The sequence below is a fragment of the Paraburkholderia sp. TE9906 genome, assembly GCF_056279605.1.
In genome coordinates this window covers 543,639-564,190 of the sequence record NZ_JBWCCT010000004.1, presented here as the reverse complement: position 1 = coordinate 564,190, position 20,552 = coordinate 543,639, and the positions used below count along the sequence as shown (strand labels likewise).

General features: G+C 64.6%; 18 protein-coding genes and 2 pseudogenes. 10 read left to right on the top strand and 10 right to left on the bottom strand.

The features are described from left to right. Positions 1-18: 18 nt before the first annotated feature. A pseudogene (locus tag ACZ9H4_RS13495) lies at positions 19-2,777 on the top strand (DUF6600 domain-containing protein). A 136-nt stretch (positions 2,778-2,913) separates the two neighbouring features. Here ACZ9H4_RS13495 and ACZ9H4_RS13490 read toward each other — a convergent pair. Together ACZ9H4_RS13490 and ACZ9H4_RS13485 are read right to left on the bottom strand one after the other, a co-directional pair. Continuing rightward, positions 2,914-3,885 (bottom strand): thymidylate synthase, encoded by a 972-nt coding sequence (locus tag ACZ9H4_RS13490; RefSeq protein ID WP_408155185.1) that lies wholly within the window; start codon positions 3,883-3,885, stop codon positions 2,914-2,916. A gap of 368 nt (positions 3,886-4,253) precedes the next feature. Then, positions 4,254-5,648: a sigma-54 dependent transcriptional regulator gene (locus ACZ9H4_RS13485; RefSeq protein WP_408147022.1), complete on the bottom strand. Its 1,395-nt coding sequence runs from the start codon at positions 5,646-5,648 to the stop codon at positions 4,254-4,256. Positions 5,649-6,180: 532 nt separating this feature from the next. Between ACZ9H4_RS13485 and ACZ9H4_RS13480 the strand changes: the two genes are divergently transcribed. The 3 genes and pseudogenes from ACZ9H4_RS13480 to ACZ9H4_RS13470 all read left to right on the top strand — a co-directional run bounded on the left by ACZ9H4_RS13480 (position 6,181) and on the right by ACZ9H4_RS13470 (position 8,045). Next, entirely contained in the window at positions 6,181-6,675 is a 495-nt protein-coding gene (locus ACZ9H4_RS13480) for a hypothetical protein (RefSeq protein WP_408325034.1), read from the top strand. Then, positions 6,590-7,420: pseudogene (locus tag ACZ9H4_RS13475) on the top strand (sigma 54-interacting transcriptional regulator); the annotation flags it as partial. The gene ACZ9H4_RS13480 and the pseudogene ACZ9H4_RS13475, both read left to right, overlap by 86 nt. 124 nt (positions 7,421-7,544) lie before the next feature. Continuing rightward, a complete protein-coding gene (locus tag ACZ9H4_RS13470; RefSeq protein WP_408147018.1) occupies positions 7,545-8,045 on the top strand; it encodes a dihydrofolate reductase in 501 nt (166 codons plus the stop codon). 144 nt (positions 8,046-8,189) lie between these two features. On the opposite strand, the gene pmbA is transcribed toward ACZ9H4_RS13470, so the two are convergent. Next, complete coding sequence (pmbA, locus tag ACZ9H4_RS13465; protein ID WP_408147016.1) at positions 8,190-9,560, bottom strand: metalloprotease PmbA; 1,371 nt, start codon at positions 9,558-9,560, stop codon at positions 8,190-8,192. A gap of 355 nt (positions 9,561-9,915) precedes the next feature. On the opposite strand from pmbA, the gene yjgA reads away from it, so the two are divergent. Then, on the top strand, positions 9,916-10,527 hold the full coding sequence (gene yjgA / locus ACZ9H4_RS13460) for a ribosome biogenesis factor YjgA (protein ID WP_408147014.1): 612 nt from the start codon (positions 9,916-9,918) through the stop codon (positions 10,525-10,527). Then, positions 10,508-11,161, top strand: coding sequence for a molybdopterin adenylyltransferase (gene mog, locus ACZ9H4_RS13455; RefSeq protein ID WP_408147012.1), 654 nt, complete (start codon positions 10,508-10,510; stop codon positions 11,159-11,161). The genes yjgA and mog overlap by 20 nt, the downstream gene beginning before the upstream one ends. A gap of 25 nt (positions 11,162-11,186) precedes the next feature. On the opposite strand, the gene orn is transcribed toward mog, so the two are convergent. Continuing rightward, complete coding sequence (gene orn, locus ACZ9H4_RS13450) at positions 11,187-11,798, bottom strand: oligoribonuclease (RefSeq protein ID WP_408155193.1); 612 nt, start codon at positions 11,796-11,798, stop codon at positions 11,187-11,189. A 201-nt stretch (positions 11,799-11,999) separates the two neighbouring features. Between orn and ACZ9H4_RS13445 the strand changes: the two genes are divergently transcribed. From ACZ9H4_RS13445 to ACZ9H4_RS13435, 3 genes are read left to right on the top strand one after another with little or no spacing between them, the layout of a single operon-like run. Then, positions 12,000-13,259, top strand: coding sequence for a M48 family metallopeptidase (locus ACZ9H4_RS13445; RefSeq protein WP_408147008.1), 1,260 nt, complete (start codon positions 12,000-12,002; stop codon positions 13,257-13,259). Beyond that, positions 13,256-14,206: a ribosome small subunit-dependent GTPase A gene (rsgA, locus tag ACZ9H4_RS13440; protein WP_408155195.1), complete on the top strand. Its 951-nt coding sequence runs from the start codon at positions 13,256-13,258 to the stop codon at positions 14,204-14,206. The genes ACZ9H4_RS13445 and rsgA overlap by 4 nt, the downstream gene beginning before the upstream one ends. Position 14,207: 1 nt before the next feature. Further along, positions 14,208-14,528 carry a putative signal transducing protein gene (locus tag ACZ9H4_RS13435; protein ID WP_408155197.1) on the top strand — a complete coding sequence of 107 codons (321 nt, stop codon included), beginning with the start codon at positions 14,208-14,210 and terminating at the stop codon, positions 14,526-14,528. Between the two features lie 134 nt (positions 14,529-14,662). On the opposite strand, the gene ACZ9H4_RS13430 is transcribed toward ACZ9H4_RS13435, so the two are convergent. The 6 genes from ACZ9H4_RS13430 to rpsP all read right to left on the bottom strand — a co-directional run bounded on the left by ACZ9H4_RS13430 (position 14,663) and on the right by rpsP (position 19,000). Then, positions 14,663-15,601 carry a CobD/CbiB family protein gene (locus ACZ9H4_RS13430; protein ID WP_408147002.1) on the bottom strand — a complete coding sequence of 313 codons (939 nt, stop codon included), beginning with the start codon at positions 15,599-15,601 and terminating at the stop codon, positions 14,663-14,665. A 151-nt stretch (positions 15,602-15,752) separates the two neighbouring features. Continuing rightward, complete coding sequence (locus ACZ9H4_RS13425; protein ID WP_408147000.1) at positions 15,753-16,472, bottom strand: NUDIX hydrolase; 720 nt, start codon at positions 16,470-16,472, stop codon at positions 15,753-15,755. Positions 16,473-16,564: 92 nt separating this feature from the next. Then, on the bottom strand, positions 16,565-16,951 hold the full coding sequence (gene rplS / locus ACZ9H4_RS13420; protein ID WP_408146998.1) for a 50S ribosomal protein L19: 387 nt from the start codon (positions 16,949-16,951) through the stop codon (positions 16,565-16,567). Positions 16,952-17,097: 146 nt separating this feature from the next. Beyond that, on the bottom strand, positions 17,098-17,865 hold the full coding sequence (trmD, locus tag ACZ9H4_RS13415) for a tRNA (guanosine(37)-N1)-methyltransferase TrmD (RefSeq protein WP_408325029.1): 768 nt from the start codon (positions 17,863-17,865) through the stop codon (positions 17,098-17,100). A gap of 25 nt (positions 17,866-17,890) precedes the next feature. Next, positions 17,891-18,625 carry a ribosome maturation factor RimM gene (gene rimM / locus ACZ9H4_RS13410; RefSeq protein ID WP_476119253.1) on the bottom strand — a complete coding sequence of 245 codons (735 nt, stop codon included), beginning with the start codon at positions 18,623-18,625 and terminating at the stop codon, positions 17,891-17,893. A gap of 120 nt (positions 18,626-18,745) precedes the next feature. Then, entirely contained in the window at positions 18,746-19,000 is a 255-nt protein-coding gene (gene rpsP, locus ACZ9H4_RS13405; RefSeq protein ID WP_013090118.1) for a 30S ribosomal protein S16, read from the bottom strand. A gap of 172 nt (positions 19,001-19,172) precedes the next feature. On the opposite strand from rpsP, the gene ACZ9H4_RS13400 reads away from it, so the two are divergent. After that, positions 19,173-20,357, top strand: coding sequence for a PQQ-dependent sugar dehydrogenase (locus ACZ9H4_RS13400; protein ID WP_476119252.1), 1,185 nt, complete (start codon positions 19,173-19,175; stop codon positions 20,355-20,357). The last annotated feature ends 195 nt before the right edge of the window (positions 20,358-20,552 follow it).

Genomic DNA, 20,552 nt, shown 5'->3' with positions numbered 1-20,552 from the left:
GTCCGCAGGAGATAAGTCATGAGAACCGCCACCGCCCGCTGCCGCTCGCGGCGCCGCATTCCGGGTTACACGCTGATCGCGGCCGCCGTTTTCCTGTTCGCCTCGCAAGCCTCGTGGGCGCAGGACGTCCAGCCTGCGCCGCAGGACACCGCCGCCACCCAGGACGCCGATCCGCCCGGGCGCATCGCCCGCCTGAACTACACCGCCGGCGCCGTGACCACGGAGCCCGCCGGCGCCACCGACTGGTCGTACGCGCAGATCAACCGTCCGCTCACCACCGGCGACCAGCTCTGGAACGATCAGAACGCGCGCTCCGAGCTGCACATCGGCTCGACCGCGGTGCGCCTCGGGCAGTCCACCAGCCTCGACGTACTCAATCTCGACGACAACAGCGCGCAACTGAAAGTCGCCCAGGGCACCTTGTCGACCCGCGTGCGAGAACTGCCACCGGGTTCGTCGTATGAGATCGACACGCCGAACCTTGCGCTCGGCGTGAACGGCCCCGGCGACTACCGCGTCGACGTCGCGCCCGACGGCAGCAGCACCACCGTCACCGTGCGCAGCGGCAGCGCGACCGTCTACGGCGACGGCGGCCAGGTGCCGGTCACAGCCGGCCGGCAGGTCCGCTTCACCGGTACCCAGCTGCAACAGCTCGCCGACGACCAGGTGCCCGGCCTCGACAGCCTCGACCAGTGGGCCGTGAGCCGCGATGCCGCCGAAGACCGCTCGGTGTCGGCGCGCTACGTATCGCGCGATATCCCCGGCTATCAGGATCTCGACGCCAACGGCACCTGGCGCGACAGCCCGCAATACGGCGAAGTGTGGGTGCCGCGCGCCACGCCCGCCGGCTGGGCGCCCTACCACGACGGCCACTGGATCTGGCAGGCACCGTGGGGCTGGACGTGGGTCGACGACCAGCCGTGGGGCTTCGCGCCGTATCACTACGGCCGCTGGGCCCAGGTCGACGATACGTGGGCATGGGTGCCGGGACCGGTCGAGCCCGACGGGCAGCCTGCCTACGCGCCGGCGCTGGTGGCGTTCGTCGGCGACGACGAGGGTGCGGGCACGGGCGGCGTGGCCGACTGGGGCGTGAATCTGGCGATCGGCGGGGTCGTGGCAGCTGGCGTCGCGTGGTTTCCACTCGGCCCCGGCGAGCCGTGGCATCCGCATTGGCGCGGCCACGATCACTGGAGCCCCGGGTACTACGACCGCATCAACCGCACGACGATCGTCAACAACTACAACCGCCATGTGGACATCCACAACACGTACGTCAACTATCGCGCGCGCGGCGGCCTGACTGCGGTGCCGGCGACGGCGTTCGTGCACGGCCAGCCGGTCGGACGCTTCGCCCAAAAGGTCGACCCGCGCGAATGGCGCCATCCGCGGATCAACGCCGGCGCCCCGGGAATCGCACCGGTACGGGAGAGCTTCGGGCCGGGTCAGCGCAATGCGAATTACCGGCCGCCGGCGGGCGTGGCGGCGCGGCCGGTGGTCGCGACGCGCAGTCCCGCCCTGCCCGCCGCTTATCGCGACAGCCTCGCGCAGCGTTTCGCGCAAGGCGGCGGGCGGGTGCCGGGCGGCGGCCCGCCTGTCGTCAGGACTTCGGTGCCGGCGCAGATGGCCGCCGGTACGGGCGCGATGCCGGTGCGCAACGTGCGGGTCGTGCAGTCGCATATCGCGGGGCGCACGCCTGGTGCGGCGCAGGGCGCGCCGGTGCCTCACGCGCCTGCCGGTGTTCAGCAGGTTGGACAGCGGCCGGGCGGAGGTTCCGGTGCTGCCGCCGGCCTCCCGCATGGGGCTGAGCCGCAGGCGCGTCCGGGGATGCTGCCACAGGTAGCCGACAACCGGCCTCCGCAGCAGGCGGGCGAACGGGCCGCGGCTCGGCGGGCGTGCCGCGGCCGCCGCAAGCAGGCGGCGGTAATCCGGGAGGTTATCCGCAGCAGCGCGGCGGCATGCCGGATCAGCCAGCGCGGCAGCCGGGCGTGAACGCGGGGCACGAGCCAATATGGACACAGCCGCATACGCCAATGGCGCAGCAGCGCGGTGGTCCGCAAGGACATCCCGGACAGCCGTCGGGTGTCGGGCAGCAGCAGCCCGGCGTGCAGGGCAATGCGAGGATGCAACCGCATGGCGTGCCGCGTTCTGGGGAGAATTCGGCGATGCAGCTCCAGGGGCGTCAGCAGGGAGTTCAGCCTTCGCCGCAGACGCAGACCCAGGGTCAACCGCAGGTGCCGCGGCCCACGGAGGTCCAGGCGCAGCAGGGGCGTCAGGACTATCGTCCTGGGCAGCTGTCGCAGGCGGGGGCGCAATCTCGGCTGCCGCAGATGCAGGCGTCGCGTTCCGAATCACCGCCGCAGCAGATGCAGCCGTTCCGGGCCGAACCGCCGCGTCCACAACAAGTGCAGCAGGCGACTCCTGAGCCACGGTCGCAGCAGGTGCAGCAGGCACGTCCCGAGCCGCGGCCGCCGCAGATTCAGCAGCCACGCTCTGAACCACGGCCGCAGCAGATTCAACAGCCACGTCCCGAACCACGTCCGCAGCAGATTCAACAGCCACGTCCCGAACCACGGCCACAGCAGGTTCAACAGCCGCGTCCCGAACCACGTCCGCAGCAGGTTCAACAGCCGCGTCCCGAACCACGTCCGCAGCAGGTTCAACAGCCGCGTCCTGAACCGCGTCCGGCGCAGGTGCAGCAGCCGCGTCCACAGCCGCAGCAGCAACACGCCGACCAGCATCCGGGCGGCGGCAATCGCGACGAGCATCACAAAGGCTGAGCGCGGCCACGCCCTGCTACTCCTTCGACGCCTAAAGCCGCGGCCTCCGGCATAAGCGCAAGCGCAAAAAATCAACCCCCGCGATTCACATCGCGGGGGTTTGCCTACTGCCCTGCCGAAACGACCGCCGACTCGCTCAAACAGCCATCGGCGCCGTCAACGGTTCATGATGCCGGTAACCCACCAGCGAGAAATCCGCCGGTTCGATCTTCTCCAGCCATTCCGGCTCGTACACGCCGGTTTTCGCGTACTCAGGCACACGGTCCGAGATTGCGAATGCCGGGCTCTCGTAAGGCTCGCGCGTGAGCTGCTGCTTCAGCATATCGAGCTGGTTCTCGTAGATATGCGCATCGCCGATGAAATACGTAAACCAGCGCGGCGTATAACCCGTCAGGCGTCCGACCAGATGCAGCAACGCCGCGCCCTCGGTCAGGTTGAACGGCGTACCGAGTCCGACGTCGTTGCTGCGGATATAGAGGCACAGCGAGATTTCGCGGCGCGCGACGTTCGGTAGGAACTGGTACAGCAGATGGCAGGCCGGCAGCGCGATCTGATCCAGCACCGCCGGGTTCCACGCGTGAAACAGAATGCGGCGGTCGGAGGGGTTCTGCATGATCGTGTCCAGGCATTGGCGCAACTGGTCGATCGCCTTGTAAAGCAGCACCTTCGGCGCGCCGTTTTCCTCGAATTCGGTCACCACCTGGAAGCCGCGTGCGCTCGCATCGGCAAGCTGCGCGCTCGCGCCGGCGTCCAGCACCTTGTACGCCGGCCACTGCCGCCACTGCACGCCGTACACGTCGCCGAGATCGTCCGGACCTTCGCGATACGGGTTGGCAAGCCATTGCGGATTCTGGTTGGCGTTCGCATCCCACACCTTGCACCCGAGATCACGAAAATCCGCGGCGCTGCGCGATGCGCGCAGAAACCCGATCAATTCACCCACCGCCGACTTGAACGCCAGCTTTTTCGTCGTGACGGCAGGGAAGCCCTGCTGGAGATCGAAGCGCAGCATCGCGCCCGGCATGCTGATGGTGCGGATGCCGGTGCGGTTCTCCTGCCACGTGCCGGTGTCGAGAATCGTGCGGACGAGATCCAGGTATTGTTTCATGCGGGTTCCTTCGACGAGACGCAGTCACGGTCAACGCGCGCCTCGGGATTGAGCGGAAAACCCGATTTTAACAAGCACAGCCCACCGACGCCCGGTCGCGGCGTCATCGAAGTGAAAATAGTGGGGAGTGACGAGCGCCGCGAACCGACGACCCGAGGGCTGTTAGCGGTCCGCCCGCCAGCGGGCTTTGCTCTGCAACGGGCAAGCCTTAGGGAGCGCGCAGTTCGAGGGCGGTTGGAAGGACAACACCGTCGAAACCGGCCAGGCCTGGGCGAAGCCCGTCAGAGCCCGTCGCCAGCCGGCCGGCAAAGGCCAAAGGGCAAAGGGCAAAGGACGTCAAGAAAACCGCACGCCTCAAACAAGTACCGCTAAAGATGCGGCACCGACGCCGGCAAATCCCCATGCGGCGAGGACATAGGCTCGCCTTCCATATGACGCATCCCATGCGAGCACAGCAGCCGGTACAACGTGACGCGCGAAATGCCGAGTTCCTGCGCGGCGTCGCCCAGACGGCCGCGATGACGCAGCAGCGCCAACTCGATCGCCTGGCGCTCCGCCGCCTCGCGCGCCTGAGCGAGCGACACCGGCACGATTTCGACGTACTCCGCCAGTTCGAGGTCGCGCGCCGTGATCGCCCGACCCTCCGACATCACAATGGCCCGCCGCACCCGGTTGATCAGCTCGCGCACATTGCCGGGCCAGCCATAGTTATGCAGCGCCGCGATCGCGTCCGGCGCGAAACCGCGCAAACGGCGGCTCGCATCCTTCTTGAACCGTTCCAGCATGTGGCGCGCAAGCAGTTCGATATCCTTGCCGCGCGCACGCAGCGGCGGCTCGTCGATCTGCAGCACACATAGCCGGTGATACAGGTCGGAACGGAAACGCCCTTCGATCATCGCGGCGGTCATGTCGACGTGCGTTGCCGAAATGATGCGCACGTCCACGTCGATCGCGCCGTGGCCGCCGAGCCGCTCGACCTTGCGCTCCTGCAGGAAACGCAGCAGGCTCGCCTGGCTTTCGAGCGGCAGGTCGCCGATTTCGTCGAGAAAGAGCGTGCCGCCGTTGGCCGCCTCCACCCGCCCGATCTTGCGCTGATTGGCGCCGGTAAACGCGCCGCGTTCATAGCCGAATAACTCCGATTGCAGCAGATGCGGCGGGATCGCGCCGCAGTTGATCGGCACGAAAGGCGCATTGCGCCGCGCCGAGCGTTCGTGGATCGCGACCGCCGTCAGTTCCTTGCCGGTACCGGATTCGCCCGAGATGAACACCGGCGCGTCGGTCATCGCCACTTTGCGGATCGAGCGGAACAACGCGAGCATCGCATCGCACGAGCCGACCATTTCGCCTTCGGCGCCTTGCGAGCCGTCGTTCGACGCCGGTTCGCCCAGCGAGATCATGCCGTAAGCGTGCCCGACCGAATCGACGATCCGGTCGCCTGCATAGGGCACGGTCACATAGTCGAAACAATAATCGCGCACGAGCCGGCGCAATGCGGCGTCCTGTAATTGACCGGGCGTGGTGGCTGCCACCCAGCCGACGTTCGGCATGGTCAGGCAAGATTCGAAAGCGGCGATTTCGTGCGGCTGGAAATCGCTCGAGAGATCGAGCAGGCCGCCCGCCGCCATTCCGGCGCGAACCGCCCGGCGCACATCGCGCGCCGATCCGACGACTTCGACATGCCAGCCGCGCTGATGAAACCTGGTATGCAGTTCCGCGCTCGGGTCGCGTGAAACATAAATCAGTTGCCGCGTTGCGGATTCCATTATTCAGATCCTCTCGTCAACGAACGTTAAGGATGACGCACGCACCTGAACCGCGATTCAGACACGCTGACTCGTTCGGGATTCGCGAATAGCAAAACCCGAACGGCCATTCCATTCCGTGCGGACAGCTGATCCCCAAGAAAGCGGCGTGTGTGTTTGAGACGGCCTGTTATCGGCCTTTTTTAAATCTGAAGCTGTTTTCGAGAGCTTACTATACGCGCGCCGCTTGGAAAACAATTATGCGAATTTAATCCGGGACCTTTTACCAGCAAAGTCTGGCGGTCGATAACCAGTTATTCAGCCGACGAATAAAACAAAGTGGAAGCGCTTTCCTGACGTCCACGCGAAGGTAATTCGTATCGTCTGGATTAACGAATTATAGGTATTTTGTGCCGACCGTTTCAGCGTTGAAACGTTTTTGTCCGATTTCACGAAAGTTATTCCGAGGTTCGCAGCCCGCATGCCGTTGTATCAGGCGATTGCGAGCGATGGCACACGTTTCGCTAAATGCTATGCACCAAGGAGATACATCATGCGAATCGCTTTGCGCATCGATCCAATCAGATTTGCGCGGTGCGCCGCCCTGTGCGCGGCGATCGCTCTGATCGCCTTGCCCGCCGGCGTCCACGCCGAGACTGCGCAGGCGCAATTCGCCGATGCCGCCCACACCCCGCTCGCCGGCACGGAACGCAGCGCGACGCCGTCCACGGATTGGGCGACCGGCACAGCCACCGAATCCGGTCCGCTCGCCGCCAACGCGCCCGACACCGAATCCGTGAGCGCTATTTCGCTCGACGACCAGATGCTGTCGCGGCAACGCGGCGGCGCGGCCGGCATGGTGATGGTGGCGGCGACGCCGCAGTTGCTGCGCGGCAACAGCGGCGGCCGGGTGACGCTGTGGGACGAGATCGCGCCGCCGTTGCCGCTGCCGATTCCGGTCGACGCCGCGCCGCAAGGCGCCGTTCATCGCGATCAATTGCGGCGCGATTCCGCATCATCTGCTGCAATCCGAAGTGTTCGGCTATGAGCGCGGCGCGTTCACGGGCGCTAATCAGCGCAAGATCGGCCGGGTCGAAGCGGCCGACGGCGGCACGCTGTTGCTCGACGAAATCGGCGATCTGCCGATCGAGAGCCAGGCGAGCCTGTTACGCTTTTTGCAGGAAGGCAAGATCGAGCGGCTCGGCGCACGCGAATCGATTCCGGTCGATGTGCGGATCATCTCCGCCGCTCACGTCGACCTGGAAAGCGCGATGCGCGACGGGCGCTTTCGCGCCGACCTGTTTCACCGGCTGTGCGCGCTGCGCGTGGACGAGCCGCCGCTGCGGGCGCGCGGCAAGGACATCGAAATTCTCGCGTCGCACATCCTGCACAAGTTCAAGACCGACAGCACGCGCAAGATCCGCGGCTTTACACCGTCCGCGATCGAGGCGCTCTACAGCTACCACTGGCCCGGCAATGTGCGCGAGCTGATCAACCGCGTGCGCCGTGCGATCGTGATGGCGGAGAACAAGCTGATTTCCGCCGACGACCTCGACCTCGCCCATTTCAGCGAGCAGCAGACCGTGACGCTGTCGCAGGCACGCGAGGCCGCCGAAAAGCGCGCGATCGAGGCGGCGTTGCTGCGCCATCGGCATCGGCTGAACGAGGCGGCGGCGGATCTGAATATTTCGCGTGTCACGCTGTACCGGCTGATGGGTCAGCGCGGCTTGCGCGAACTGAGCGGCGCCGAAGACAAGGCGGTCTTCGCCGCCGGCGAGACGGCGCGACAATGACGCAGCCAGCCGGCGCGGGCGCGGGTGGCAAGAGCTGCGTGCGCGCGGGCGCGGGGGAACCGCCGGGCGGAGCGCGCCTGCGCGTCAGGTAGAATCGGTCCGGTTACGTTCCCCTTTCCACTCGATGACGACGCTCACCCTGATCGTCGCTCGCGCCAACAACGGCGTGATCGGCCGCGACAACCAGTTGCCCTGGCGACTGCCCGAAGACCTCGCGTTCTTCAAACGCACCACGATGGGCGCGCCCATCATCATGGGCCGCAAGACGCATGAATCGATCGGCCGGCCGCTGCCGGGACGCCGCAACATCGTCGTGACGCGCGATGCGACGCGCCGTTTTCAGGGCTGCGACGCCGCCACCACGCTCGAGGACGCGTTGCGCCTCGCCGCTCAGGATCAGGCGCCGGAAGCGTTTCTGATCGGCGGCGCGCAGTTGTACACGGAGGGATTGCGGCAGGCGGACAAGTTGATCATCACCGAGATTTCGGCGGACTTCGAAGGCGACGCCACGTTTCCCAAGCTCGACGACAACGAGTGGGAAGAAGTCGCGCACGAGACGCATCGCGCGGATGCGCCGAACGACTTCGACTATGCCTTCGTCACGTATAAACGCAAGCACGCCTGAGATCGTCCTGCTGCGAATCTGAAGCGTCGGGCGCCTTTGCACCAGACGTGGCGAGGCGGCCCCCTAAAAAAACGCCACGCAAAGCCTTGCGTGGCGTTTTTTTATCGCGGTGGCGGCCGCAACATGGCCAACCCCGCTGACCGCTTACTGCCCGGCGATCGTCATCCGTTCGATCAGCACCGAGCCGGTCTGCTTGGTGCCGCGCGTGATCGTATCCGCACCGATCGCGACGATATGGCGGAACATCTCCTGCAGCGTGCTCGCCACGGTGATCTCCTCGACCGGATACTGGATCTTGCCGTTCTCGACCCAGAAGCCCGACGCGCCGCGCGAGTAATCGCCCGTTACGTAGTTCACGCCCTGCCCCATCAGTTCGGTCAACAACAGGCCCGTGCCGAGCTTCTTCAGCATCGCTTCGAAATCGTCCTCGGCACGCGTGTTCGAGCTGCGCAACGACAGGTTGTGCGAGCCGCCCGCGTTGCCGGTGGTCTTCATGCCGAGCTTGCGCGCCGAATAGGTGGAGAGGAAATAGCCTTCCACCACGCCATCCTTCACGACCGAACGCTGCTGGGTACGCACGCCTTCTTCGTCGAACGGCGCGCTGCCCATGGCGCGCACCACGTGCGGATCTTCGACGACCTGCACGTGCGGCGCGAACACCGGCTTGCCGAGGCTGTCCACGAGAAACGAAGTCTTGCGATACAGCGCGCCGCCGCTCGTGGCCTGCACGAAGGCGCCGAGCAGGCCTGCCGCGAGCGGCGCCTCGAACAGCACCGGCACCTTGCGCGTATCGAGGCCGCGTGCGCCGATGCGCGAGAGCGCGCGTTGCGCCGCATAGCGGCCCACCGCTTCCGGGTCGGCCAGGTCGTCGGCGCTGCGCGTCGACGTGTACCAGTCGTCGCGCTGCATGTTGCGGCCGCTGCCGGCAATCGGCGCGCACGCGATGTAGTGGCGCGAGTACGGATAGCCCGCGAGGAAACCGCGCGAGGTGGCCAGCACGAACTGCGAGTGCTGCGCCGACACGCTCGCGCCTTCCGAATTCTTGATCTGCGGATCGGTCGCGAACGCGGCGTCTTCCGAGCGGCGGGCGATTTCGACCGCTTCGTCGGCGGAGAGATTCCACGGGTGATAGAGATCGAGATCGCGCGGCGCGGTTTCGAGCAGTTCAGCTTCGGCGAGCCCGGCGCAGTCGTCTTCCGCTGTGAAGCGCGCGATGTTGTACGCCGCCGCGACCGTGTCCTTCAGCGCTTGCGACGAAAAGTCAGAGGTGCTCGCGTTGCCGCGCTTGTTGCCGATGAACACCGTCACGCCGACCATCTTGTCGCGGTTGTGCTCGATCGTCTCGACTTCGCCGCGCCGCACGGACACGGACAGGCCGTCGCCCTCGGAGATCTCGGTTGCCGCGTCGGTGCCGCCGAGCGACTTCGCGTGACGAAGGATGTCCGAGGCGATTTCCTTCAGTTCATCCTGGGTATGCGGAAAAAAGCGCTGCTTGACGTCCATGTCTGCTGCCATTGTCGTTGCCGTCCTGTTCGGGGCCGAGCGGCCCAAGGTGTTCGCACATGCCACGCCCATGCTCGTGCAGATGCGCGGTGGCGTGCGTGATGGTTGACGCATCCCGCGATCATAGCAAGGTACGCGCCGCCGTACCTGGCATTCGCGGGGGCTCGTATTCATCTGCTTGCGCGGCGACTGGTTCGCGGGTTGGAACGCATGCTGACCAAGGGCGAGTGAGGGGGCGGCCAAGGGATTTGCGCAGGTCGGTCGTGACTTGCCCACCGCCTGCTTCGGGCTACGGCTTCGCCTGCCGCGAGGGCGCATCCACAGCCCCGGCGCGGGTTCGGCGGGCGCGGCACGCTACAATATCGGTATGACACGCAAAACCCGCATTCAACCCATCGAATCCGCCGCGCCGGAAGTCGACGAGAACGGCTACGACCGTCCCAGCAAGTCCCAGCTCAAGCGCGAGATGCACGAGCTGCAGGAACTGGGCTCGGCGCTGATCGCGCTGCCCAAAGACGCGCTCAAGCGCATGCCGATGCCCGAAAAGCTCGACGACGCCGTGCGCGAAGCACGCCGCATCACCGACCACGAAGGCAAGCGCCGCCAGGTGCAATACGTCGGCCGCGTGATGCGCTCGCTGCTCGACGAGGAAACCGCCGCGCTGCGCACCGCGCTCGACACCTACAACGGCGTCAACAAGGCGGAAACCGCCAAGCTCCACTGGATCGAGCGCACGCGCGAGAAACTGCTCGCCGACGACGCCGCGCTGACCGAGTTCATCCGCCAGCACCCGAACGCCGATCCGCAGCAGGGCCGCACGCTGATCCGCAACGCCCGCAAGGAAGCGCAGCAAAGCAAGCCGCCGCGCTATTTCCGCGAGCTGTTCCAGTGGATCAAGAACGCGGACGGTCCGTCCGCGCAAAGCGATTCCGATGCCGACGACGCCCCGGAAGACGACGATGACGACCGCGACGAATAAACCCGCGCGCCGGCACCCCGACGAAATCGTGATCGGCCTCGTGTCGATCAGCGACCGCGCGTCGACCGGTGTCTACGAGGACAAAGGCATTCCGGCGTTGCAGGAATGGCTCGGCACGGCCCTGAGCTCGCCGTGGCAAGTCGTCACCCGTCTGATCCAGGATGACGCGCCCACCATCTCCGCCACGCTCATCGAACTGGTCGACGAAGTGGGCTGCGACCTGGTGCTGACCACCGGCGGCACCGGCCCGTCGCGGCGCGACGTAACGCCAGAGGCGACGCGCGCGGTCGCGACGAAGGACATGCCGGGTTTCGGCGAGCAGATGCGGCAGATCAGCCTGAATTTCGTGCCGACCGCGATCCTGTCGCGCCAGGTGGCGGTGATCCGCGAAACGGCGGAGCATGCGGCGCTGATCATCAACCTGCCGGGTCAGCCGAAGTCGATCAAGGAAACGCTGGAAGGTTTGCGCGATGCGGACGCGGGCGGAACCCGCGGTGCGGTGAAGGTGCCGGGAATTTTCGCGGCGGTGCCGTATTGCATCGACCTGATCGGCGGGCCGTATGTGGAAACCAACGCCGACGTGGTGAAGGCGTTCCGGCCGAAGAACGCGGTGCGCGCGCCCCGGCCGGCTTGACGCTAAAGACGCGAGCGTCGAGCGCTCATTCCGCGGCGGTGGTCGCGTCCGGCGCCGACGGGATCAGGAAGTGCTCGCGGTAGTACTTCAGTTCGTCGATCGACTCGTGGATGTCGGCCAGCGCCGTGTGCATCGCGCGCTTCTGGAAACCCTTGTAGATGGCGGGCTGCCAGCGGCGGCACAGTTCCTTCAGCGTGCTGACGTCTAGATTGCGGTAATGGAAGAAGCGCTCCAGGTCCGGCATCCAGCGCGCCATGAAGCGGCGGTCCTGGCAGATCGAGTTGCCGCACATCGGCGATTTGCCGGGCGGCACGTACTGCGCGAGGAATTCGCGAATCTGTTCGGTGGCGTCGGCTTCGCTGACCGTGGAAGCCTTCACGCGGTCGATCAGGCCCGAACGGCCATGCGTGTTCTGATTCCACTGATCCATTTTGGCGAGCGTCTCGTCGCTCTGGTGAATCGCCAGCACCGGACCTTCGACCATCCTGTCGAGTGTCGAATTCGTCACCACCACCGCGATTTCGATGATGCGGTCGGAGTCGGGCTCGAGCCCGGTCATTTCCATGTCCAGCCAGACGAGATTCATGTCGCTGCGTACGAGCGGCGGCTGTTCGGTGGATGCGAGGATGTCAGTCATTGAGAGCAACCCTGATGGCCCGGCCGGCGGCTTCGTGGAAAGCCCGCCTGCCGCGGCGCTGGTTCGTTTGAGATTGGTTTGAGCGTTGGCTCGAGCCGGTCTGAAGCGGTTGGAATCGGTTCAAGGCCGGTTTAAGCGTATCTCCCGCCACGAGGCGGGAACAAACATATAATTCTCGCATAGATACCACGGAATCCCCGGATGCCTACCCTGTACTTCACCGTTCTGTTCGTCATCGCCGTCGTGGCGATGGTCGGCACCAAACTATGGCTCGCGTCGCGGCAGATCCGCTTCGTCGCCGGCCATCGCGAGCAGGTGCCCAGCCAGTTCGCCGGCACCATCCAGTTGAGCGCGCACCAGCGCGCCGCCGACTACACCGTCGAGCGCACCCGCCTCACCATGATCGAAGTCGTCGTCAGCGCGGCCGTGCTGATCGGCCTCACGCTGCTGGGCGGCGTGCAGGCGCTCGATCTGGCGATCTCCGACTGGCTCGGGCGTGGCTACCTCGGCCAGATCGCTCTCGTCGCCGTCGTGATCGCGATCACCAGCGTGGTCGACCTGCCGTTCGATTACTACCGGCAATTCGTGATCGAACAACGCTTCGGTTTCAACCGGATGAGCAAGCGCATTTTCTTCCTCGACCGCATCAAGGGCACGCTGCTCGGCGCGGCGTTCGGTCTGCCGCTGCTGTTCGTCGTGCTGTGGCTGATGAACCAGGCCGGCAGCTTGTGGTGGCTGTGGACGTGGATCGTGTGGGTGGCGTTCCAGATGCTCGTGCTGGTGCTGTATCCGTCGTTCATTGCGCCGCTCTTCAACAAGTTCGAGCCGCTCAAGGACGAAGCGCTGAAAAGCCGTATCGAAGCGCTGATGAAGCGTTGCGGCTTCGCCGCCAAGGGTCTCTTCGTGATGGACGGCAGCCGCCGGTCGGCGCACGGCAACGCGTACTTCACCGGCTTCGGCGCGGCCAAGCGGATCGTGTTCTTCGACACGCTGCTCGCGCGTCTGTCGGGCAGCGAGATCGAGGCCGTGCTCGCGCACGAACTCGGCCACTTCAAGCGCCGTCATGTGATCAAGCGGATGCTCGTCACCTTCGCGATCAGCCTCGTGATGCTCGCCTTGCTCGGCTGGCTCTCGCAATGCGTGTGGTTCTACGAAGGGCTGGGCGTGCGGCCGTCGCTGATCGGCGGCAATAGTGGTCTCGCGCTGGTGCTGTTCTTCCTCGCGCTGCCGGTGTTCCTGTTCTTCGTCACGCCGCTCGGCAGCCTCAGCTCGCGCAAGCACGAGTTCGAGGCCGACGCGTTCGCCGCGACGCAGACCGACGCGCAAGACCTCGTCAACGCGCTCGTCAAGCTGTACGAGGACAACGCGTCGACGCTGACGCCCGATCCGCTCTACACCGCGTTCTACTACTCGCATCCGCCGGCGTCGCAGCGGATTGACCGACTGTTGCGGCACGCATGAGCCGCGCCCCGAAAACGCCGCGCGCGTCGGCCAGCACGCGCGTAGGCGGCCTCGTGGTGGCCGCGCATGGCCGCCACTATCTGGTCGCGCCCGAAGACGGCGGGCCGATGCTCCAATGCTTTCCGCGCGGCAAGCGCAGCGAGGTGGCGGTCGGCGATCGCGTGATTTACGAGCCCACCTCCGCGGATCAAGGCGTGATCGTCGAGATCGGCGAACGGCGCAATCTGCTGTATCGGTCGGATCAGTACAAGTCGAAGCTGTTCGCGGCCAATCTGGATCAATTGCTGATCGTGCTCGCCACCGAGCCGCATTTCAGCGAGGACCTGCTCGGCCGCGCGTTGGTCGCCGCCGAAGCGAACGAGTTAAAGCCGTTGATCGTGCTCAACAAGATCGACGTGACCGGCGCGCTGGAAGGCGCGCGCAAGCGCCTCGAGTCGTATCGCGCGCTGGGCTATACGGTCGTCGAGGTGTCGATCAAGATGCAGCCCGAGGCCGCTCGCGTGGCCCTGGTCGAACATCTGCACGGCCATTCGACACTGCTGCTCGGCCAGTCCGGCATGGGCAAGTCGACGCTCGTGAACCTGCTGATTCCCGATGCCGAAGTCGCCACGCGCGAGATTTCGACCGCATTGAATAGCGGGCGCCACACCACGACCTTTACGCGGCTTTATCCGCTGCCGAACGTGGGCGACAGCAACACGGGCGGTGCGCTGATCGACTCGCCGGGATTCCAGGAATTCGGCCTGCATCATCTGACCGAAGGCCGGCTGGAGCGCGCGTTTCCGGAGTTCCGGCCGCTGTTGCCGAACTGCCGCTTTTACAACTGCCATCACTTGCACGAGCCGGGCTGCGCGATTCTCGAAGCGGTCGCCGATGGCCGAATCCGCCGCGAGCGGCATGCGCTGTATGCGCAACTCGTGCACGAAGCCAGCCAGATCGTGCGCTGACATGAAGCTGATGCGCGCGCCGAATCTGATCACCGGACAGCATTGGGTCAACGTGCTGGAGACCGCGGGCATCGCGTGCGAGTTGCACAACCGCTATCTGAACGGTGCGCTCGGCGATATTCCGGCAGATCAGTGCGCGCCTGAATTATGGCTCGTCGATGAACGCGACGAGGCCATGGCCCGGCGTTTGATCGACGCGGCTTCGCATGGACCGGCGGCGGACTCGCCTGGCTGGCGCTGCCGTCAGTGCGGCGAAATGCTCGAAGCGCAGTTCACGGTGTGCTGGCAATGCGGGACTGCGCGTGATCCGCTGGATGGGTGAGGGGTGCGGGCTTTGCGTGCGAAACGTCGGTTAGGTTGGTTAAGACGGCTTGCGCGTGGGTCGAAGGCAATAAAAAAACCGGGCGGTGCCCGGTTTTTTTATTGCGCTATGTTTGACCTGCCGACATGCTCGCCTCAAGCCAGCCACACAGCGATGGTCAGCATCAGGAGCAGAATCATCCACAGCACGACCGCGCGCCACACCAGACCCACCGCCGATTGCAACGTGCGCGGCGTGCAGTCGTCGCCGACCTGCATTGGGCCGCCATCGCCTGTGGCGAGCGCGTCGAGGCTCGACGGTTCGGCCAGCGGCCCGCTCAGACGCGCGCCCAGCGCCCCGCTTCCCGCGGCCAGCAACACGCCGTCGTTCGCATCGGGCCACTGACGCGCATGATTGCGCCACGCATAAATCGCGTCCTCGAAATTGCCGACGATCGCAAAGCCCAGCGACGTCAAGCGCGCCGGCACCCAGTCGATCACGAAGAAGGCGCGGTGCGCGAAACTCGAAAACGCGGCGGTGCGTTCGTCGCCCGGGCGCGCCCATGCTCGCGCGAGATATTCGGCAATCCGGTACAGCACCGCGCCCGCCGGCCCAACCGGAATCAGGAACCAGAAGAACACGCCGAACACGTGGCGGTGCGAAGCGACCACCGCATGAATCAGCGTATGACGGACGATTTCGCTGACCGGCATGTCGACCGTTTCGAGCCCGGTCCATTCGTTCAGGATTTCGCGCGCGCGCGGCACGTCGTCGTTGTTCAACGCGAGGTGGATGTCGGTGAAGTAATGGCTGAACTGGCGGAAGCCGAGCGTGAAGTACAGCACCGCGACGTTCCACAGGAACGCCAGTGCGAAATGGATGTGATACAGCACGTAGTAGACGAGCGCGACGACCAGCGTCCAGGGCACCACCACCACGAGCCATGCGAGCAGGCCATGCCTGGGCTTGCCGGCATCGAATCCGTGCGCCGCCGACTCCGCATGGTATTGAAGCAGCGCAGACACCGGATTGTTCGGTGACAGCGCGCGTACCTGTTCAATGATCAGAGCCAGCAATACGGAGAAAAAAGTCATGCGATGCGCCGTGCTTTTTAAGTTTTTACGATTGTTTTATAACGATAGCACAGGGTCGGATTCGACTGAGCACCGACACTGACAAACACCCGGCAAGTGCACAGTCACGCGCAATTTGTGTGGTAACTCGCGCAACGACCCACACAGTGACTCATGCGGCGAGGAAGCGATACAGGTTGCGCAGCATCGCCGCCGTCGCGCCCCAGATGAAATGATGGCCGCCGACTTCGCCGCCGCCCTGCCCGCTCGGCTCCGTTGATTTGCTGCGCGGATACGGCATCGTGAAAAAGCGCCGCTCGCCGTCCTCATAACGGAACACGCGCACTTCGTGATTCGCCGGGTCCATCAGAAACGCGAGCGGCACTTCGAAGACTTCGGCCACTTCGAGCGTATCCATTTCCAATGCAAACGGCGGATGCACGAGACTGATCACCGGCGTCACGCAAAAGCCGGTGCCTGTCAGATAGTCGGGCAATGCGCCGAGAATTTCCACTCGCGACGGCTCGAGGCCCACTTCTTCCTGCGCTTCGCGCAGTGCAGTCGCAGTGGCATCGGCATCGAAGGGTTCCTGACGGCCGCCAGGAAAACTCACCTGTCCGGCGTGATCGTTCAGATGGTCGGCGCGCTGCGTGAGCAGCACGGTCAGTCCATGATTGCGCACCACCAGCGGCACCAGTACCGCGGCCACGCGCGGATCGCCCTGAGCATTGCGCCATGGCGTTTCGATTCTGGGCTCAGGCGTCCAGTCGAGATGCTGCTCGAAGCGGGTGCGCAGGCCATCAGGGGTGAGGCGCTCGGCGGCCACCGGCGGCAGATGGGCACCGGTTGCTTCGACGGGCAGCGTTTCAGGCTCAAAGACGGGGCGGGTCAACGGGTCTCTCGAATGAGCAGATAGGGGACATGCCGCTATTTTGACCTGGCAAACAAAAAAGCACCCACAAGGGGTGCTTTTTCTTACAGCATTTACGCTTGGGAAGCAGCGCGGTCTTTCGAGACCAGCTTTTCCTTGATTCGAGCCGACTTGCCCGAACGGTCGCGCAGGTAATACAGCTTCGCACGACGCACATCGCCGCGACGCTTCACGACGATGCTTGCCAGCAGCGGCGAGTACGTCTGGAACGTACGCTCGACGCCTTCGCCCGACGAAATCTTACGGACGATGAACGACGAATTCAGACCACGGTTACGCTTGGCGATCACGACGCCTTCGTAAGCCTGAACACGCTTACGCGTACCTTCAACCACGTTCACGCTGACGATCACCGTATCGCCGGGGGCGAATTCGGGGATGGCCTTCTCGCCGAGGACGCGCGCGATTTCTTCCTGCTCGAGTTTTGCAATCAGATTCATCACTGACTCCTAGATCCATCTTGTCGGCGTTCGTACCTGCCTCGCAGAAACTGCTCGGCTACGGCCCCGATAGAGGATGGGTTCACATCTGGCGCCGTACACGCATGTGCGGCGCCGCCTGGTGTCCGCTCGAAAGACCGCCGGCTTTACGCCTTCGACTCTTCCTTTGCGAGACTTGCAAGCCATGCCTCGTCGGCACGGCTCAACATCTTGTTCTTTCTGGCCTTCACGATCAGATCGGGCCGCTTGTTCAACGTATTGCGCAGCGCTTCACGCCGCCGCCACGTTTCGATTTCCGCATGATGGCCGCCGAGCAGCACATCGGGCACACGCACACCGTCGTATTCCTCGGGACGCGTGTAGTGCGGACAATCCAGCAGCACGTCGACGAAGCTGTCCTGCACCGCGGATTGCGAGTCGTTCAGCACGCCGGGCAACTGGCGCACAACCGCGTCCATCAACGCCATCGCGGGCAATTCGCCACCCGACAGCACGAAGTCGCCAAGACTGACTTCCTCGTCGACGACACGGTCGAGCAAACGCTGATCAATCGCTTCATAACGCCCGCACAACAGGATCAGACCGGGCTCGGCGGCGAACCGCATGACACGGTCGTGATTCAATGTGGCGCCTTGCGGCGACATCATCACGACGCGCGATGCGCCGATGCCCTGCTCCGCCTGCGCCGCTTTCGCGGCGCGGATCGCTTCTTCCAGCGGCTTCGCCAGCATCACCATGCCAGGGCCGCCGCCGTACGGACGATCGTCGATTGTGCGGTAGTTGTCGGTGGTGAAATCACGAGGATTCCACGTACGCAACCCATAGCGCTCCTGCTTCGCGGCACGGCTGGTGATACCCCAGTCGGTCAGCGCACGGAACATTTCTGGAAAGAGCGTCACGACATCGAACTGCATCGCTCTCTCCATTCAGCGAATGATTTTAGTAATCGGCTTCCCAGTCGACGATGATCTGCTTCGCCGCCTGGTCCACCGTTTTGACAAAGACGCCGACGAACGGGATCAAACGCTCGCCTGCGACCGGCTTGCCGTTTTTGTCGGTAGCCGGGTATTCGATACGCATCACCGAATGCGCACCGTTGTCGATCATGTCTGCAACCTTGCCGAGATTGACTCCGGCAACGTTCACCACATCCAGGCCGAGCAGGTCGACCCAGTAGAATTCGTCGGCGTCGAGGGCCGGAAATTCACTGCGGCTGATATAGACGCGCGAGCCGCGCAGTGCCAGCGCCACGTCGCGGTCAGTGACGCCGCCCAGATGGGCAACCACACTGTCGCTATGCGTTTTCGCCTGCAATGACGGCGCCGACTTGCGCTCATGGCCTTTCAACAGCCACCAGCGTTTCGCGCTCAGCAACGCGTCGCCGCCGTGCCCGACATCCGCATGCGCGGCTACCTTGACCCAGCCTTTGAGGCCGTAAGCGTCGACGATTGCGCCGACCTCGACCGCATCGGCCGGCCAGCTTTCCACTGTTTCCGCGCGCATTTCTGCCGCAGCGGAGCCAGCTTTTGCAACATTGGCTTGCGCCTTGCCTTCGGCTCGTTCGACCGGTTTGCGGACGAATGCACCGAACGGCGCCTGATCAGACGTCTTCGCGCGCGCAGCTGTCGCTTTTGCCTTCACGCGCCCTGAACTGCCGGAATCACGCTCAGACATAAGAACACCTCGCTGCCAGCTTCGACGTCTGCTTCAGTAAAACAACTCGCGCATCGGACTGCTCACGCAAGCTGCGCGAGCCGCCGGCCGAACCGACGACGATACGCATGCAAGCTACCATTAAGCAGCCGGCTGCGCCTTTTGCGCTTCCTTCACGAGACGCTCGACGGTCGGCGACAGTTGCGCGCCAACGCCTTGCCAGTACGTCAGGCGATCCTGAGCGATACGCAGGGATTCACCCTTCGTAGCGACCGGGTTGTAGAAACCAACGCGCTCGATGAAGCGGCCGTCACGACGGCTACGCGAATCGGTTGCGACGATGTTGTAGAACGGGCGCTTCTTGGAGCCGCCACGAGCCAAGCGGATGATGACCATACTAGAATCCTTGAAAACCGGGGTTCGGAACGACTGAAACACGCGATTATAGCGGGAAACCGACGCCATAACAAACACTTACCGGGACAAACTGAGCGACAGGGTTGCATCGGCCATCCGGACGGGACCCTCGAATCGCGCCCAAACGCCCGAATTACCTAACGGAGAGCCCGTGAAACTCCTGCCGCCGACAGCGTTTTTGACCGCTTTTTTTCTCGTAGTCGTGTGGTTTGCCGGTCTCCCACGCACGTTGCGAAGCCGGGTTCTGCGCTATGCGGTGGCTGGGCTGCTTGCCGGCCAGATGCTGTCGGCGACCGCTGCGCTGACGGTCGAGCGTATCAAATTACCACCGGGCTTCCATATCGAGGTTCTGTCGGACGACGTGCCGAGCGCGCGCGCGATGGCGCTCTCGCCGAAGGGCATTCTCTATATAGGCAGCCTCGACGGGCGCGTCTATGCGCTCCAGTTGCAAAACGGCCGGGTGACAGGCCGCCACGTTATCGCTTCCGGCCTCGAATCGCCGGCGGGCGTCGCGTGGCACGACGGCGCGCTCTACGTGTCGGCGGTGTCGAAGATTTTGCGTTTCGATGCGATCGACGCGCATCTGAACGATCCGCCCAAGCCCGCCGTCGTGATCGACACGCTGCCCAACGAAACACATCATGGCTGGAAGTTCATCGCCTTCGGCCCGGACGGCAAGCTGTACGTGCCGCAAGGCGCGCCCTGCAACGTCTGCCAGAAAGACCGCGACCGCTTCGCGATGATCGGCCGTATGAATCCGGACGGGAGCCACTATGAAGTCATGGCGCGCGGCGTGCGCAATTCGGTCGGGTTCGCGTGGCATCCGATGACCCACGAACTGTGGTTCACCGACAACGGTCGCGACCTGCTAGGCGACGACGTGCCCGACGACAAGCTCAACCGTGCGCCGCGCGCCGGCATGGATTTCGGCTTCCCGTATTGCCATGGCGGCGACACGCCCGACCCGGAATTCGGCAAGGGCCATCCATGCAGCGCATTTACACCGCCAGTGGCCAAACTGGGCGCACACGTGGCCGCGCTCGGCATGCGCTTTTACACCGGCTCGATGTTTCCGCCCGCGTACCGAAACAATGTATTCATTGCCGAGCATGGCTCATGGAATCGCAGCAAGAAGGCCGGTTACCGCGTTGTGCGGGTGATCGCCGATCCGGACGGCAGCAACGCGCGGCAGGAAATCTTTGCCGAAGGCTGGCTGCAGCCCGGCGAAGCCGTCTGGGGCCGTCCCGCCGATGTCTTGCCGTTGCCCGACGGTTCCCTGCTAATCAGCGACGACTACGCAGGCGCGATCTATCGCGTGACGTACTCGGCGCCGTAGCCCGGCGGCGCCCGCTGCGAAGGCTCCCCCTCGCGCGGAAGGCACTCGCTCCCATCTCCCGCGAAAAGTCAGCCCCGCGCCGCCCCCCAAAAGCGTCCCGCTGCCCGACAACGCGCGCCATTCACACCGCGATCCCTTATAGCGATCCGCCTGCCCGCCACATGACCTTCGGGCCGCGGCGGGCGTAGAATGCGC

Bases quoted from the DNA above. Each gene is read 5' to 3' on its own strand.
- trmD (WP_408325029.1), bottom strand. From the start codon at position 17,865: ATGCAGTTCGATGTCGTGACGCTCTTTCCAGAAATGTTCCGTGCGCTG.
- ACZ9H4_RS13480 (WP_408325034.1), top strand. From the start codon at position 6,181: ATGCGAATCGCTTTGCGCATCGATCCAATCAGATTTGCGCGGTGCGCC.
- ACZ9H4_RS13435 (WP_408155197.1), top strand. From the start codon at position 14,208: ATGAAGCTGATGCGCGCGCCGAATCTGATCACCGGACAGCATTGGGTC.
- rpsP (WP_013090118.1), bottom strand. From the start codon at position 19,000: ATGGTCATCATCCGCTTGGCTCGTGGCGGCTCCAAGAAGCGCCCGTTC.
- yjgA (WP_408147014.1), top strand. From the start codon at position 9,916: ATGACACGCAAAACCCGCATTCAACCCATCGAATCCGCCGCGCCGGAA.
- ACZ9H4_RS13490 (WP_408155185.1), bottom strand. From the start codon at position 3,885: ATGAAACAATACCTGGATCTCGTCCGCACGATTCTCGACACCGGCACG.
- rimM (WP_476119253.1), bottom strand. From the start codon at position 18,625: ATGTCTGAGCGTGATTCCGGCAGTTCAGGGCGCGTGAAGGCAAAAGCG.
- ACZ9H4_RS13485 (WP_408147022.1), bottom strand. From the start codon at position 5,648: ATGGAATCCGCAACGCGGCAACTGATTTATGTTTCACGCGACCCGAGC.
- orn (WP_408155193.1), bottom strand. From the start codon at position 11,798: ATGACTGACATCCTCGCATCCACCGAACAGCCGCCGCTCGTACGCAGC.
- rsgA (WP_408155195.1), top strand. From the start codon at position 13,256: ATGAGCCGCGCCCCGAAAACGCCGCGCGCGTCGGCCAGCACGCGCGTA.
- ACZ9H4_RS13430 (WP_408147002.1), bottom strand. From the start codon at position 15,601: ATGACTTTTTTCTCCGTATTGCTGGCTCTGATCATTGAACAGGTACGC.
- pmbA (WP_408147016.1), bottom strand. From the start codon at position 9,560: ATGGCAGCAGACATGGACGTCAAGCAGCGCTTTTTTCCGCATACCCAG.
- ACZ9H4_RS13445 (WP_408147008.1), top strand. From the start codon at position 12,000: ATGCCTACCCTGTACTTCACCGTTCTGTTCGTCATCGCCGTCGTGGCG.
- rplS (WP_408146998.1), bottom strand. From the start codon at position 16,951: ATGAATCTGATTGCAAAACTCGAGCAGGAAGAAATCGCGCGCGTCCTC.
- ACZ9H4_RS13470 (WP_408147018.1), top strand. From the start codon at position 7,545: ATGACGACGCTCACCCTGATCGTCGCTCGCGCCAACAACGGCGTGATC.
- mog (WP_408147012.1), top strand. From the start codon at position 10,508: ATGACGACCGCGACGAATAAACCCGCGCGCCGGCACCCCGACGAAATC.